Origin of the sequence: Nocardioides sp., from assembly GCF_047607365.1 — a bacterium.
Taxonomy (GTDB): domain Bacteria; phylum Actinomycetota; class Actinomycetes; order Propionibacteriales; family Nocardioidaceae; genus Nocardioides.
This window is the reverse complement of sequence record NZ_JASGDD010000199.1, coordinates 1-14,231: the sequence shown is the minus strand read 5'-3', so window position 1 is coordinate 14,231 and position 14,231 is coordinate 1. Positions and strand designations below refer to the sequence as shown.

The window sequence follows — 14,231 nt, the reverse complement described above, 5'->3', positions numbered from 1 at the left end:
CCGACAGCGGCGCCGAGACTGGCGTCGGCGGGCATGCGCCGTGAGCCCGCGCCTCGGCGGTTGCCGCCTCGGCACGGGCTCACCCGCGGTACGCCGTCAGTCGCCCTTCACGTTCACGATCTGGCGCAGCGTGTGCCGGACCGTGACGAGGTCGGCGGCGTCGGACATGACCTGGTCGATGTCCTTGTACGCCGCCGGGATCTCGTCGATGAACGCGTCGGTGTCGCGGTACTCGATGCCGTTCATCGCCGCCCGGAGGTCGTCGGCGGTGAACCGCCGTCGTGCCGCCGACCGGGAGAAGCTCCGCCCGGCACCGTGGGGCGCGGAGTTGAGCGCCACCGGGTTGCCCAGCCCCTGGACGACGTACGACGCCGTGCCCATGCTGCCGGGGATGAGCCCCATCCGCCCGGCCTCGGCGTTGATCGCGCCCTTCCGGGACAGCCACACCCTCCGGCCGAAGTGGGTCTCCTGCTCGGTGTAGTTGTGGTGGCAGTTGATCTCCTCCTCGCGGACGACGTCGTCGGCCGACGAGAGCCCGACCCACTCGGCGAACTGCCGCACCACCCGGTCCATCATCTCCTCGCGGTTGAGCAGCGCGTAGTGCTGTGCCCACCGCATCTCGCGGATGTAGGACCAGAACTCGTCGGTCCCCTCGGCGAGGTAGGCGAGGTCCTTGTCGGGCAGGTCGATCCACCACCTCGTGCAGAGGTCCGCGGCGATGCGGATGTGCCGCTGGGCGATCTTGTTGCCGACGCCCCGCGACCCGGAGTGGAGGAACAGCCAGACCCGGTCGCGCTCGTCGACCGTGACCTCGATGAAGTGGTTGCCGGAGCCGAGCGTGCCGAGCTGGAGCTCCCAGCTGCCGGCGTACGACGCGGGGTCGAAGCCGGCCTGCTCGGCCCTCTCGGTCAGCTCCGCCAGCCGGCGCTCGGTGTGGTCGCGGCTGACCTTCCGGTTCGCGGCGCCGGCGCTCAGCGGGACGGCGCGCTCGATGGCCTCGCGCAGCGGCCTGCGATCGTGCGGCAGCTCGTCGGAGGTGAACCGGGTGCGGACGGCGATCATGCCGCAGCCGATGTCCACGCCGACGGCCGCGGGGATGATCGCGCCGAGGGTCGGGATGACCGACCCCACCGTCGCGCCCAGCCCGAGGTGGGCGTCCGGCATCAGCGCCACGTGCGGGAAGACGAACGGCATCGTCGCCGTGGTCTGCGCCTGCGCGCGCGTCGTGTCCTCGAGGATCGAGGCCCAGCTCATGAGCCTCGTGCTGATCTTCTCCATCGTGGTGTCCTCTGGTCTGTCCTCTCATGCGAGTCGTGCCCGGCCCCTCCGGGCACGGCGGACGAACCTACGGAGGCGGAAATGGGTTGTACGACGGGTTTTCGCTGTGGTCGCTCCGTGCGACACTCACGCCCGTGAGAGCCCTGACCCTCGCGATCGCCGTCGCGCAGCCGGCGATCACGCCGCATGCGCTCCACGAGAACGCGATCGCCCACGCTGCGGCGATCGCGGCCGCGTCGGCGCGGGTCGTGGTATTCCCCGAGCTCTCGCTGAGCGGCTACGAGCTCGACGCGTCCCCCGTCGCCCTCGACGATGCTGCGCTGTCCGTCGTGGTCGAGGCGTGCGCCGAGTGGAACAGCGTCGCCCTCGTCGGCGCGCCGATCGAGGAGTCGGGCCGGCTCTCGATCGCGACCGTCAGGATCGACTCCGGCGGGGCCTCGGTGGTCTACCGGAAGTCGTGGCTCCACGGCGACGAGCTCCTGCGCTTCACCCCCGGCACAGGTCCGACCACGACCCAGGTCGACGGGTGGGTGATCGGGCTGGCCATCTGCAAGGACACCGGCCAGAGCCGGCACACCGCGGCGATGGCGGCGCTCCACGTCGACGTGTACGCGGCGGGCGTGGTGGACGTGCCGGCCGACGTCGTCGAGTGCCGTGCCAGGGCCTTCGTCATCAGTCGCTCGCTCGGAGCCCCGGTCGCGATGGCCAGCTTCGCGGGCCCGACGGGAGGCGGGTTCGCCGAGACCGCGGGTCACTCCGCCATCCACGCGGCGGATGGCCGGCTCCTCGTCGAGGCCGACGAGATGCCGGGCCGGGTCGCCCGCGCCGTCCTCGCCTGCGGGTAGGTGCGGTCGCGACCGCGGGTCGTGAGCGTCACCCGGTGACTCCAAGGACCCGCGGTCAGGCGACGACGGTGCCCTGGGTGGCCAGCGCCTCGGCGTACTCCTTGCCGAGGCTCGCCGTCACCGGGCCGGTGGGGATGGCGCGGCCGTCGATGCTCACCACCGGGGTGAGGCCACCCATGGTGCCGGTCACGAAGACCTCGTCGGCGTTGTAGACCTCGGTCAGGCTGAAGTCGCCGACCTCCACCGGCAGGCCGAGCGCCGGTGCGAGCTCGTCGAGGACGCACGAGCGGGTGATGCCCTCGGGGCAGGCGCGCGTCGTCGAGGTCCGCAGCACCCCGGACTTCACGTGGAAGACGTGCGTCGCGTTGGTCTCGGCGACGAAGCCGAGGTCGTCGAGCATCAGCGCGTCGTCCGCGCCGGCGGCGTTGGCCTCGATCTTCGCGAGGATTGAGGGAAGCAGGTTGTTGTGGTGGATCTTCGGGTCGAGCATGTCGGCGCGCGGGCGGCGCTGCGCCGCGGTCTTGAGCACGATCCCGCTGTCGTCGTAGACGGGCGACTTGAACTCCGCCAGCACGATCAGCGTCGGCCCGGCCTGGTTGAGCCGGGGGTCCATGCCGCTGGTGATCTTCACCCCGCGCGACAGCGTGAGCCGGATGTGGACGTCGTCGTGCATGTCGTTGGCGGCCAGGCACGCAGCGATCGCATCGGTGATGTGGGCGTCGCTCGGGATGTGCTCGAAGGCCAGGGCCTTCGCGCTGCGGCGCAGCCGGTCGAGGTGCTCGGTGAGCTTGAAGATCCGCCCCCCGGTCAGGCGCAGTCCCTCCCAGACCCCGTCGCCGCCCTGCGCGAGGGAGTCGAACGGGCTGATCCGCGCCTCGTGGCGGTGGCTGACGGTGCCGTTGATCCAGACCTGGAGCTCGTCGTTGCGGGGGTCGTAGCTCTGCTGCATTCAGCTCACCTTCCGTCGATCTTCAGCGCGTACGGCGCCAGCCGGGCGTAGTAGGGCAGGCATTGCTCCAGGAGCGGCTCGAGCCGCTCCGGCACGGGGTCGGCGGAGCCGGGGGAGACGGGGTCGAATCCGGTGGAGGCCCAGACGCCGGCGTACCAGTGCGGGGCCCAGACGCCGTCGGTCCCGCGCGGCCCGGCGGGCCAGCTCAGCATGGCCTCGTCGAACGCGAGTCCGAGGGCATCGCACAGGGCCACCAGGGCCCGCCGGGGCGTGGCGAGGACGTCGGCCGCGTCGATGACCGGGCCGCCGAAGGTCTCGAAGAGCTCGACCTGCTGGGGAAGCCCCAGGTCGGAGAGCGTCGGCTCCTCGCGGACCTTGGCGTAGGAGGTGAGGACGCGGGCGGGATCGCGGATGAGGAACGCGTGCGTCAGCCCCGAGAGCGCGCCCGCCTCCATGCCCGGCAGCCAGTGGTGGGTCATGTGCTTCTGGTACTCGTGCTCGGTCGCGAGCGGGCCGCCGGTCAGTGTCGCGGCCACGTCGCGCCAGTCCGTCGGCTGGCTCGCGATCACGTCGTCGCGGCCGGGATGGTCCAGCCCCGTCGCGGCGAGATAGGCCGCGTAGAACGGCTCGTCGACCACGGTGCAGTCGGCGCGGTTCTCGAAGGAGCGCATGAGAGCGGTCGAGAGGTTCCGTGGCCCCGACCACATCGCGATGCGCATGGGCGCAACGCTATCGGGCGTCAGGCGTCCTCGAGCTTCAGCGAGATCGAGTTGATGCAGTAGCGGTCGCCGGTCGGCGTGCCGTAGCCGTCGGGGAAGACGTGGCCGAGATGCGAGCCGCAGTTGGCGCAGCGGACCTCGACCCGCTTCATGCCGTGGCTGTTGTCCTCGATGTACTCGATCGTGTCGGTGATCGGCTGGTAGAACGACGGCCAGCCGCAGCCGGAGTGGAACTTCGTGTCGGACTCGAAGAGCGCCGCGTCGCACGCCTTGCAGTGGTAGGTCCCGCGGGTCTCGGTGTCGGTGTACTCACCCGTGAACGCGCGCTCGGTGCCGGCCTGGCGCAGCACCGCGTACTCCTCCGGCGAGAGCTCCGCGCGCCACTGCTCGTCCGTCTTCTCCACGTCGTATCCCACGCCCTCTAGGTTAGGCGCATGGCCAAGGCGTCGGCAGTCGAGATCCAGGTCGGCGAGCGCGCTGTGCGGGTGTCGAGCCCGGACCGGGTGATCTACGAGGCGACCGAGCGGACGCCGGACATCACCAAGCTCGAGGTCGCGCAGTTCTACGCCGATGTCGGCGATGCGATGCTGCGCTCGATCGGGGAGCGGCCGTGCGCGCTGGAGCGGTGGCCCGACGGCTGGCGGGAGGGGATGGTGCTCGCGACGCCCATTCGAGACGGCAACCCGAGCTACCGGGGCCCGAAGGCGACCAACGGTGACGGCTTCTATCAGAAGGCGCTGCCCAAGGGCGCCCCCGACTACGTCGAGACCGCGCACGTCACCTTCCCCTCCGGCCGCACCCAGGACGAGCTCTGCCCCACCGAGCCCGCGGCGATCGTGTGGGCGGCCCAGATGGGCACCCTCACCTTCCATCCCTGGCCGGTCCGGAGAGGCCCCGCCCCGGCGTCGTTGGATCACCCCGACGAGCTGCGTCTGGACTTCGACCCCTTCGGCGCCACCGCCTTCGCGGACGCGAAACGCGTCGCCGCCGCGGCACGAGACCTCCTGGCCGAGCACGACATCACCGGCTACGTGAAGACCTCGGGCAACCGCGGGGTGCACCTCTACGTCCGCATCCGCACCGACTGGACCTTCGAGGACGTACGCCATGCGGCCATCGGCGTCGGACAGGAGCTCCACCGCCGCGATCCCTCCGGCGTGACCGTCGACTGGTGGAAGGAGGAGCGGGGGGACAGGATCTTCGTCGACTTCAACCAGAACAACCGCGACCGCACGATCGCCTCGGCCTACTCGCTGCGCGCCAAGCCGGGCGCCCCGGTCTCGACGCCAGTCACGTGGGCGGAGCTGGACGCGCTGGAGGACCCGCGCGACCTCAACCTCACCACCGTCCCCGCGCTGGTCGCCGAGCGCGATCCGTGGGAGGGGATGGACGACGTACGCCATGACCTGACGCCGCTGATCGACCTCTGGGACGGCGTCGAGCTCAACTTCCCGCCCGACTACCCCAAGATGCCCGGCGAGCCCCCGCGGGTGCAGCCGTCGAAGAAGCGCGCCGACCACTGGGACGAGGACGGCAACCGCATCGACGGGTGAGAACCGGGGAGGTCACAGGCCGGTGATGCCCTCGCCCTCGCCGGCCTGCTCGTCGAAGTTCTCGCGCTCCAGCAGGTGGAGGACGGGCACGTCGAGGGCGCGGCGGGCCTGGTGGGTCCAGTCGACGTGGAAGAACTCGGCGACCACGTGCGGCCGGGTGAGCACGATCGCCTCGCGGCCGTCGACCTCGGCCACCTTCGACTTCAGCGCCTCGACGGGAGCCACGTCGACGACCTGGCCCTCGGCGGTGGCGCCCGCGGCGCGCAGCGCCTCGAGCGACGCCGACAGCGCGTCGGTCGCCTCCTCGAGGCAGACCTTGCGGATGTCGTCGTAGGCGACGGAGTCCAGGAGCAGCGAGGGGGAGCCGACCATCCCGCCGCCCGACAGCGTGCCCAGCGACGCCTCGACCCGGGCGGCGGCATCCTCCATCGGCACCAGCACGTAGTAGCTCACGGGGCCTTCGCCCTCGGCGGTGATCTCCTCGTGGAGCGAGGTGACCTGGGCGGCGTCGGCGGCGGAGAGCGCCTGCTCGACGAGGAGGACGACGGCGTAGCTCATGCCTCGGAACCTACCCTCATCCCGGCCGCCTCAGTCCTCGAAGACGGAGGAGAGGTCGAAGGCGGTGACGATCTCGAGCTGGTCGTAGCCGCACGACTCCGGATCGCGGTCCGGCCGCCACCGCTTGAACTGCGTCGTGTGCCGGAACCGCCGCCCCTCCATGTGGTCGTAGCCCACCTCGAGCACTCGCGTCGGCGCCAGCGCGACGAAGGAGAGATCCTTGCCGCCACTCCACCGCGACACGGTGCCCGGCACCCGGTCCGGGTTCGCGATGGCGTTCGCCCCCATGAACGACCACGGGTGGTCCTCCACCGGCACGACCAGCTCCTGCAGCTCCTCCCAGAGCTCGAGGCGCCGCTTGTCGGTGAAGGTGGCGCAGACCCCGACATGCTGCAGTCCGCCGCCGTCGTACAGGCCGAGGAGGAGGGAGCCGAGCAGCGGTCGCTCCGGCGTCGAGGTCTTGTGCGGCCGCATCCCCGCGAGCACGACGTCGGCCGTGCGGGCGTGCTTGACCTTGATCATGGTGCGCTGGTTGGGGGCGTACGGCGCGTCGAGCGGCTTGCCGATGACGCCGTCGAGGCCGGCGCCCTCGAACTCGCGGAACCACCGCCCCGCCTCCGCCGGGTCCTCGGTCGTCCTCGCGAGGTGGATGCGACTGGTCGGGTCGAGGTCGGCCAGCACGGCCGCGAGCGCGGCCCGCCGCTCCCGGAAGGGAAGTGCCATGCAGTCCACCGCGTCGAGCGCGAGCAGGTCGAAGACGACGTACGACGCCGGCAGCTCCGCCGCCAGCCTCCTGACCCGCGACTCGGCCGGATGGATCCGCTCCTGCAGCAGCTCGAACTCCAGCCGGTCGCCCACTGCGACGAAGAGCTCCCCGTCGACCACGCACCGCCCCGGCAGCGCCGCCCGCACCGCCTCGACCAGGTCGGGGAAGTAGCGGGTCAGCGACTTCCCCGTCCGCGACGCCAGCTCCACCTCGTCCCCGTCCCGGAACACGAGGCACCGGAACCCGTCCCACTTCGGCTCGAAGCTGACGCCGCCGCCGGTCGGCACCCGCGCCGCCGGCTTGGCGAGCATCGGCAGCACGGGCGGCATCACGGGCAGGTCCACTGGCTCACCATAGGTGGATCAGTCGGGGGCGGCGCGCGGTGTGCGGCGACGCGCGTCCGCCAGTCCCCCGAAAGCATGCGCTTGTCGGGCATGCGCCTCTTGTGCAGGACGCACGTACTCCTCGAATGCGACGGGCCCGTGCCGGCGGCCGTTGCGAGGAGGGGAGGTTACGTTCGCGGCAAATGCGGAGTCGGCAGGTGTCCCGAAGGCGGCGACATGATGCGCTCGTTCTTCCCGGGTTTGCGAGGTCGCGGATCCGCTCTCGGCGTCGTGCGCGAGACGGTCTTTGTGTCGGTGCTGATGGTTACGGTCAGCTTCATGCAAGACCAGACCATCGACAAGGAGCCGTCCGTGTGTATCCAGGACGTTTCCGGTGTGACGTGCGGGGCATGGGAGCCGATTGAGAAGCAGATGTGTCGTCGCAGCCCGGCGGGTGGTCATCTGGGCGACTGGTACGGAGGCGGCACGATCTGGTTGTGCGATCCCCACGCGGAGCGTGCAGCGGACGGGATGATCGACGCGGCGGGCGACATCGTCGTGGCAGCCGTCGCAGTCATCGACGGAGATGGGCCATTGATGAGCGATGCCGCCCTCGCCGAGTATGCAGCCGCTAATCCGGAGCCTCCCCCTTTGGAGCCTCGGGCTCCAAGGATCCCGCAGGTCTACGTAATTGAGCGCGGCCGCTGGGTTAAGATCGGAAAGTCGGTTGATGTCCCATCTCGCCTAAAGGTGCTCAAGAACGGCGGGTCGACGATGCCGGACGGCATGGTGATCGGCCCGTTCAATCTGCTCTTCACGATCCCCCACGACTGTGAGACAGAACTACATCAGCGGTTCTCGGTGTATCGGGATCGAGGTGAGTGGTTCCGGCACGAGGGCGAAGTGGCGGAGTGGACCGCCGGGATGCGTCGAAATGCGCAGGCCCCGTTTAAGCTCGAGACGCCATAGGCTGAACTTCCGCGGCATTAGCGGCGGACTAAGGGGTCTCGCCCAGCGTCGCACCTAGGTGGCCGAGTTGCAGGGCTGAGCTTAAGTCCGGAGAGCCTGTCAATAATCGTTCAGTTCGCATTTTCGATGATTTCAACTTGTACGGCGGATGGGCCGCGCGACGAGAATCCGGGAATGAAACTACATTTCTGGCCCTTAACGAGTCGCATCCCGTTCGCGCGAGACATTCGGAAGTAAAAGTCCGGCATACCAGGCGAGTTCACGAATGCAAACCCAGGGCCTACCTTTGCAACTCGGCCGCCCAGAACCAATTGCGAGCCCATCGGCTTTGGTACGAAGGCGATTCGCGAAGCTTCGCCTACGCCGAAACCGCGTCGGTCTGCGTCCGCAAACACCGCCTTCGCCTCGTCCAGAGCCTCGTCCATTACCAAGAACCCGCCCAACGTCGCCGCATAGGCAGGGTCTCGGACGCCTCGCGTTCGAGCGAGGTTAAGTGCTGCGACAGACTCGGAGTATGGGCGCCCTGCGGCGTGTAGCGCCAACGCATAGGTCATGCACAGGTTGGGATCGTCAGGGTGCAGCCGCACCCCTTCATGTAACACCTCCACAGCTTCTGCCACAGACTCCTCATTGAGGAGGAGCTTCCCGAGTAGGTATCGAACGATCGCGCTTGTAGGGGCCGTCTCTAGTGCCTGCCTCAGAGCCTTCAATCGCATCGGGGTGTCGCCCAGCGCGCGTTGAATCTTTGCCGAAACTAGGTACAGGCCCTCACGATTCCGCGCCGACTGTAGGCCCTCGTGAACGACCTCTTGCGCCTTCGCGAGGTAGGCGACGATCTCGGATTCTTGTGTGATGCGTGCGGCCCACTCGATGTACAGTTCAGCCAATGATTGATAGCTGTACTCGTCGCGCGCGTTCTGCGCGATGGCCGCCTTAAAAGATGATTCGGCCTGGGCGAGGCGGCGACGTGCAACTTCTATAGAAGTGTGCTCGTTAGTGGCAAGGTTACGAAGAATAACGCCGCGGGTATGAGATAGAATTCTGTTGCGCGGCGAGAGTTCGATGGCCGAGTCGATCTCGGCCAGCGCTAGTTCGTAGCGCTGCTCGCGCCGCAGCATGCGGGCGTAGTGTTGTCTGACATACGGATTGTGAGGGTCCTTTCTGCAGGCGTCCTCAAAGAAGCGGGTCTTGGCCTCCAATCCCGAGAGGGTATCGATGCCGTCTTCGTCGCGTGTCCACGCCTCGAAGGCCTTCGCGTCGATCCCAAAAGCCAGGTTGACTGCTGCCAGGGCGCGAAGGAGGAGATCTTCGCGTTCAGTGGGCGATAGACAGCGGTCCCAAACGATGTCTGCAATGACCTGGTGGCGCGCGCGCAAGGCCTCGATTCCGCGAGCTTCGTCCACCGTTTCCCAGACCGCGAGACCTTCGAGTGAATCCCTTAGCGTCTCGTACATATCGATCACATTTATGTCAAGAGCATCTGCGCACAGCTGGTCACGGGCCAGCGAGCGCGTTCGGCTGAATGCACACACAAACGCATAGAGCCGCTGCGCTGCTGGGTCAACCACGCCGCGAAACTCGTCCTCGATAATCGCGTCGAAGGCCCTGCCTTCAGTCAGCTCTCGCATGGCAACCAGCAGCTCTTTCTGGTGCTTCTCTCTCACTGCGGCGACCCGCAACTCCGGGGAGAGATCAGCGAGGCGCCCTAACGCATTCGACGCGCCCAAGGCAGCGAGCAGGCGGTCAATCTCATCGTCGGAGAGAGGTTCGAGGCTGTATTCGTTCGCGACGATTGGTGAGTGCCGCTGCCGCCACTCGTTTAGCCGTTCTCCCATCACTACCCGGTGGCGCACCTTTGCTGCTCGAAGGACATCAATCGCGACCCGCACTTCATCTGGGCAATCGGCGGCGTTGTCTATGAACAAGATAACCGGCTCTGCTAGCCGGGTTGCGGCGTACTCGATGTCCGACGGAAGGGGCTTGACGCCCGGCCGGAGGAATAGGGTTGAGCCGATCTTGTTTCGTACGAACCAGGCGGCCACCGCCATCAGTAATGTGGTTGTCCCATAACCGGCAGGACCGAGGACGATGTCGATTTGATCCTTCGCATCTGGGTCGGTTGCCCAGTCAAGAAGGTTATCGACAAGCTGCTGTTCGAGGTCCCGCTGGAAGTTTATTCCCTGACCGATCAGTGACCAGTTTGGTTGGTCGCCTTTGAAGAACCGATCGGTGTTTGGGGCAGAAGCAAAGTCGGCTTGGTTGACATACGTCCACGAGTTCAGTAGCCGTGCCACGGCCGCAGGATTCTCTCGAAAGGCGTGGACCAAGTCGCTTGGGACAGATCGCTCGATTGCGGATAAGTTGTGTGGCTCAACTCGGAGGGCGCCGATTGAAGTCTCAACAGCGCCGCGGAACTCGCTCAGGCCCCCTGGAACAGTTTCAATACCTCGAGTGGCTAGCAATTCTATTTCGGCGGCAGGAGTAGACGGTGCAATTCGGTATGCGGGCGGCGGCGCGCTTGGAAGGTACTGATTGACTAATTCCTGAACAATCATTTTCCAATTTGCATCGCGATGCGAGTACCCGACATACAGAACGGGGTTCGTGCTGAACATCAAGCGGAAGTAATCGAACAGCATCTCTCGCTTAGCACGAAAGGTCGCGTAGTCATTCTCGGTGAGAAGGATGGTCTCCTTGCCGGCATCCGATGCCAAGCTTCCGTGGAGGTGGATAATCGGCACCTCGAATCGAGGGTCCCACGAACGCGCCTCGGAGTTCGAGGCAATAGGGACCGGTAGTTGGAGAGGCTCGACTTGAGACTCGTAGCAGGCCTCGACAGCGCCGTCGTAGTTTGTCGTGAAGATGGCTTTTCATGTTAAGGACATTAGCCATTGCAGATCGGAGTCCGGCTCAACGTTGCCTAGAGCTGAATCGACGAACGAGATCAATTTCGTTCGCCCAACTCGGCCCTCGACCAATTGTGAAACCTGCGCCAGGTCTGTGGCGTCCTCTAGGTCGATGCTAAAGTGTCTAGCCATGTCGGTCGCCAGGGCAGTCGCTGTTGGGACCGCGGTGCCATCTGGACGGAGCATGTTGTGGCCGATGCCCGAGCCTAGAAAAAGGACTGCCGTTCCCGACTCCAATGCATTGACTAGGCCCAACGGCAAGTCCACGGTGTTCCCTTCTTTGGCGTTGACTGAGGCTACAACCTGGCGGCCGTTGATGCGCCCATCGCGGAACGCGAGGTTTCAGGGCACGCCTCTGCCTCACGATTGGCACGGCAGTCGACAGCCGTGCGGAGTAGTCCGCGACGCGACACGGATGCCCGAGGCCGCATCATTCTGGGCGGTGTGAGTGTCTGCTGACGGGCGTTGCTTCCCGCATCACGTGGCCGTACGCTGGACGTACAAGAGGAGACATGGCTGACACGATCGCGCGCCGCCGTAGCCGACGCATGGAGTTGCGCACCACCGATGAGGAGCGTGCGCTGATCGATCGCGCCGTGGCGGCGGAGGGCACCGACTTGACCGAGTTTGTGGTCACCCACGCCTCGGAGGCCGCGCGGCGGGTGCTGGCCGACAGACAGTCTTTCGAACTCGATGCGGACGCTCTGGCGGCGTGGGAGGAGCTCAACTCTCGACCTGTGCGCGAACTGCCTGGGCTGGCTGCGCTGTTCCGCCGTCCCTCGCCCTTTGCCGAGTGAGCTATCGCGCGCCCGAGCCTCTTCGGCCAGCGCATCTCGTCGACGAGTTCGAGTGTGGCTCCATTGAGCAGACGGAGTGGCTGAGGCGGTTTGCCCGTCAGTCGGCCTCGATGGGAACGACGAAGATCTTGGTCGTGACCGAGGTTGGCTCGGATCGAGTCGTGGCGTACTACGCATGGTGCATGGCTGAGCTTGCGATCGGTGACGCTCCTGAGCGACGTCGAAAGGGTGCCGGACGGTACCCCCAGCCCGTTGCCCTGCTCGCCAGGCTCGGCGTGGACGCGGAGCACGAAGGCAGGGGCCTCGGTGCCGGGCTCCTGATGGACGTCGTCGCTCGGGTCGCGACGCTCTCCGACGAGATCGGCTGCCGCGGTCTGCTGGTGCACGCGGAGTCGCAGGCCGCTCGCGACTTCTATCTGCATCTGGTTCCGGAGTTCGAGCAGAGCCCGACCGACGACCTGCATCTCGTGCTGATGCTCAAGGACATCGGGCGCACGCTCGGGATGTAGGCCCTCAGCGTGGGTCGAACACCACCTGTCGGCGCACGTCCCACTTCGGCTCGAAGCTGACGCCGCCGCCGGTCGGCACCCGCGCCGCCGGCTTGGCGAGCATCGGCAGCGCGGGCGGCATGACGGGGAGGTCCATGGTCCGATCGTGGCACGCCCCGGGCAGCACGGGGGAGGGTCCGTGCCGCCCGGGGCGTGGGAGCGAGGCGGGATCAGGAGGCGTGCGCCGGCAGGCAGGTCTGCGCCCAGGTCTGGACGGCCTTGGCCGCCTTCTGCACGTTCTCGCCGTAGCCGCCGGCCAGGGCCTTCTGCCAGATCTCCTGGTAGGCGGCGGCCTGCTGGTCGACGGGGAGCGCGCGGGCCGCGGCGACGTCCTTCCTCAGGTCGGCGGGGAGGCGGCTGGGCACCTTGTGGACGCGGTGCTCGGCCCAGCGCCTGGCCCGGGGTCCGTAGCCGCCCTTGAGGGCGACCCGGCGGATCTTCCGCAGCCCGACGAGCTTCTCGGTGGGCGTCTTGCCGGCGAGCGCCTCGAGGTCGTGGCGGAGCCGGTCGGGCATGCGGTCGAGGACGAAGTCGGCGACGGCGCAGGTGTAGCCGGAGGCTGCGGAGGCGGTCGTGGCGGCCGAGGCCGGAGCGGCCAGGGCGGGGGCGAGGGTGAGGACCGCGGTGGCGAGGACGCCGGCGGTCGCCGTCAGGAGTGTGGTTCGGATCGTCATGGCCCACACGCTGCTCACCGGGGGTGACAGCCTCGTCAGGGCCGTGTTCGGGGGAGGTAAGGCCGGCCGCCGAGCCGCCCGAGGGGCGCGGAGCCGCACTAGCGTGATTCTGTGACCACCCGCGGCCTCGTGCTCGTCGTGGAGGACGAGGCGCCGATCGCCGACCTCCAGCGGCGCTACCTCGCGCGTGAGGGGTTCGGCGTGCACGTCGAGCCCGACGGGCGACGGGCGCTCGACGCCGTACGACGGCTGAAGCCGGTCGCGATCGTCCTCGACGTCCACGTCCCGGGGCTCGATGGTCTCGAGGTCTGCCGCACCCTGCGGGCCGAGGGCGACTGGACCCCGGTGGTCTTCGTGACCGCCCGCGACGAGGAGGTCGACCGGCTCACCGGGCTCGAGCTCGGCGCCGACGACTACCTCACCAAGCCGTTCTCCCCACGGGAGCTGGTGGCTCGGGTCAAGGCCGTCCTGCGGCGAGCCCGGGGCCGGGCCGCGGTCGGCGTCCACGAGCTCGGCGCGCTCCGGCTCGACCCGGACTCCCGGAGGGTCACGCTCCGCGGCGAGGAGGTCGTGCTCACGGCGACCGAGTTCAACCTGCTCGAGGCGCTCTTCGCGGCCGGTGGCCGGGTGCTGGACCGGGCCGAGCTGCTGGCCGGTGCCTGGGGGCAGGCCGACTACGGCGGCGGCACCCGTACCGTCGACGTCCACGTCGCCCAGGTCCGGGCCAAGCTCGGCGCGGACTGCCCGATCGAGACCGTCCGCGGCGTCGGCTATCGGATCGGACGCGGCTGATGCGGACACTGCGAGCTCGGCTGGCCCTGGCCATGGCGGGCGTGGCCGTGCTGTCGGCGGTCGTCGCCGGCGTCCTGCTGGCGCCTCTGCTGCGGCAGGAGGGCAACGCCGCGGTCGAGGACCAGCTGGCCCGGACGGCCACGGTCCTGGCCCGGCTCGGGCCGGCACTCCGGGACAGCGTGGTCGTCGTCCGCCAAGCCGGACGGCTCGGTGTCGAGGTGGGCTCGGTCTCCTCGACGGGTGCCACCGGCGTGGGCACGGCCCTGAGCTCCGAGCAGCGGGCCGGCCTGCTGGCCGAGGGCACGTTCACGGCCGAGCTCCGCTACCAGGGCCGGTCGGTGCTGGTGGCGGGGGAGGTCTCGGCTCGGGGCGGGGACGCCGTCGTGGTGGCGGCCGACGCCGACCAGGCTGGGGCTGCCACGAGGCGGCTACGGCATCGGGTCCTGCTCGCGATCGCGATCGGCCTGCTCGCGGCCCTCCTCGTCGCGGCCGTCCTCGCCGGGGCGGTGGCGCGCCCCCTCGCGGCGGTCGCCGCCGGGGCGCGGCGACTGGCC

16 protein-coding genes are annotated in these 14,231 nt (G+C 68.3%); 7 read left to right on the top strand and 9 right to left on the bottom strand.

Features of this window, described 5'->3' with window-relative positions:
- Positions 1-96 precede the first annotated feature (96 nt).
- On the bottom strand, positions 97-1,278 hold the full coding sequence (locus QM572_RS15360; protein ID WP_415094635.1) for an RtcB family protein: 1,182 nt from the start codon (positions 1,276-1,278) through the stop codon (positions 97-99).
- A gap of 134 nt (positions 1,279-1,412) precedes the next feature.
- Between QM572_RS15360 and QM572_RS15355 the strand changes: the two genes are divergently transcribed.
- On the top strand, positions 1,413-2,123 hold the full coding sequence (locus QM572_RS15355; protein WP_415094633.1) for a nitrilase-related carbon-nitrogen hydrolase: 711 nt from the start codon (positions 1,413-1,415) through the stop codon (positions 2,121-2,123).
- 55 nt (positions 2,124-2,178) lie between these two features.
- Here the strand turns inward: QM572_RS15355 and QM572_RS15350 are convergent, their stop codons facing one another.
- From QM572_RS15350 to msrB, 3 genes are read right to left on the bottom strand one after another with little or no spacing between them, the layout of a single operon-like run.
- Positions 2,179-3,072, bottom strand: coding sequence for an aminotransferase class IV (locus QM572_RS15350; RefSeq protein ID WP_415094631.1), 894 nt, complete (start codon positions 3,070-3,072; stop codon positions 2,179-2,181).
- 5 nt (positions 3,073-3,077) lie between these two features.
- Positions 3,078-3,791, bottom strand: a complete 714-nt coding sequence (locus QM572_RS15345; protein WP_415094629.1) for an HAD family hydrolase — start codon at positions 3,789-3,791, stop codon at positions 3,078-3,080.
- A gap of 20 nt (positions 3,792-3,811) precedes the next feature.
- Positions 3,812-4,207 carry a peptide-methionine (R)-S-oxide reductase MsrB gene (gene msrB, locus QM572_RS15340; protein WP_415094627.1) on the bottom strand — a complete coding sequence of 132 codons (396 nt, stop codon included), beginning with the start codon at positions 4,205-4,207 and terminating at the stop codon, positions 3,812-3,814.
- Positions 4,208-4,225: 18 nt separating this feature from the next.
- Here msrB and QM572_RS15335 point away from each other — a divergent pair, with 18 nt between their 5' ends.
- Positions 4,226-5,344: a DNA polymerase domain-containing protein gene (locus QM572_RS15335; protein WP_415094625.1), complete on the top strand. Its 1,119-nt coding sequence runs from the start codon at positions 4,226-4,228 to the stop codon at positions 5,342-5,344.
- A gap of 12 nt (positions 5,345-5,356) precedes the next feature.
- Here the strand turns inward: QM572_RS15335 and QM572_RS15330 are convergent, their stop codons facing one another.
- Both QM572_RS15330 and QM572_RS15325 read right to left on the bottom strand, forming a co-directional pair.
- Positions 5,357-5,902, bottom strand: a complete 546-nt coding sequence (locus tag QM572_RS15330; protein WP_415094623.1) for a hypothetical protein — start codon at positions 5,900-5,902, stop codon at positions 5,357-5,359.
- Between the two features lie 30 nt (positions 5,903-5,932).
- On the bottom strand, positions 5,933-7,012 hold the full coding sequence (locus tag QM572_RS15325; protein ID WP_415094621.1) for an ATP-dependent DNA ligase: 1,080 nt from the start codon (positions 7,010-7,012) through the stop codon (positions 5,933-5,935).
- A gap of 216 nt (positions 7,013-7,228) precedes the next feature.
- Between QM572_RS15325 and QM572_RS15320 the strand changes: the two genes are divergently transcribed.
- On the top strand, positions 7,229-7,960 hold the full coding sequence (locus tag QM572_RS15320; protein WP_415094619.1) for a GIY-YIG nuclease family protein: 732 nt from the start codon (positions 7,229-7,231) through the stop codon (positions 7,958-7,960).
- A gap of 110 nt (positions 7,961-8,070) precedes the next feature.
- On the opposite strand, the gene QM572_RS15315 is transcribed toward QM572_RS15320, so the two are convergent.
- Complete coding sequence (locus tag QM572_RS15315; protein ID WP_415094674.1) at positions 8,071-10,824, bottom strand: SIR2 family protein; 2,754 nt, start codon at positions 10,822-10,824, stop codon at positions 8,071-8,073.
- A gap of 554 nt (positions 10,825-11,378) precedes the next feature.
- Here QM572_RS15315 and QM572_RS15310 point away from each other — a divergent pair.
- On the top strand, positions 11,379-11,663 hold the full coding sequence (locus QM572_RS15310) for a DUF1778 domain-containing protein (protein WP_415094617.1): 285 nt from the start codon (positions 11,379-11,381) through the stop codon (positions 11,661-11,663).
- Positions 11,664-11,845: 182 nt separating this feature from the next.
- Entirely contained in the window at positions 11,846-12,172 is a 327-nt protein-coding gene (locus QM572_RS15305) for a GNAT family N-acetyltransferase (protein WP_415094615.1), read from the top strand.
- Positions 12,173-12,176: 4 nt separating this feature from the next.
- Here the strand turns inward: QM572_RS15305 and QM572_RS15300 are convergent, their stop codons facing one another.
- Together QM572_RS15300 and QM572_RS15295 are read right to left on the bottom strand one after the other, a co-directional pair.
- Positions 12,177-12,308 (bottom strand): hypothetical protein, encoded by a 132-nt coding sequence (locus tag QM572_RS15300; protein ID WP_415094613.1) that lies wholly within the window; start codon positions 12,306-12,308, stop codon positions 12,177-12,179.
- 73 nt (positions 12,309-12,381) lie between these two features.
- Complete coding sequence (locus QM572_RS15295; RefSeq protein ID WP_415094612.1) at positions 12,382-12,885, bottom strand: hypothetical protein; 504 nt, start codon at positions 12,883-12,885, stop codon at positions 12,382-12,384.
- Positions 12,886-12,996: 111 nt separating this feature from the next.
- On the opposite strand from QM572_RS15295, the gene QM572_RS15290 reads away from it, so the two are divergent.
- On the top strand, positions 12,997-13,677 hold the full coding sequence (locus QM572_RS15290) for a response regulator transcription factor (RefSeq protein WP_415094610.1): 681 nt from the start codon (positions 12,997-12,999) through the stop codon (positions 13,675-13,677).
- On the top strand, positions 13,677-14,231 hold a 555-nt coding region (locus QM572_RS15285), incomplete at its 3' end, for a hypothetical protein (protein WP_415094608.1). The genes QM572_RS15290 and QM572_RS15285, both read left to right, overlap by 1 nt.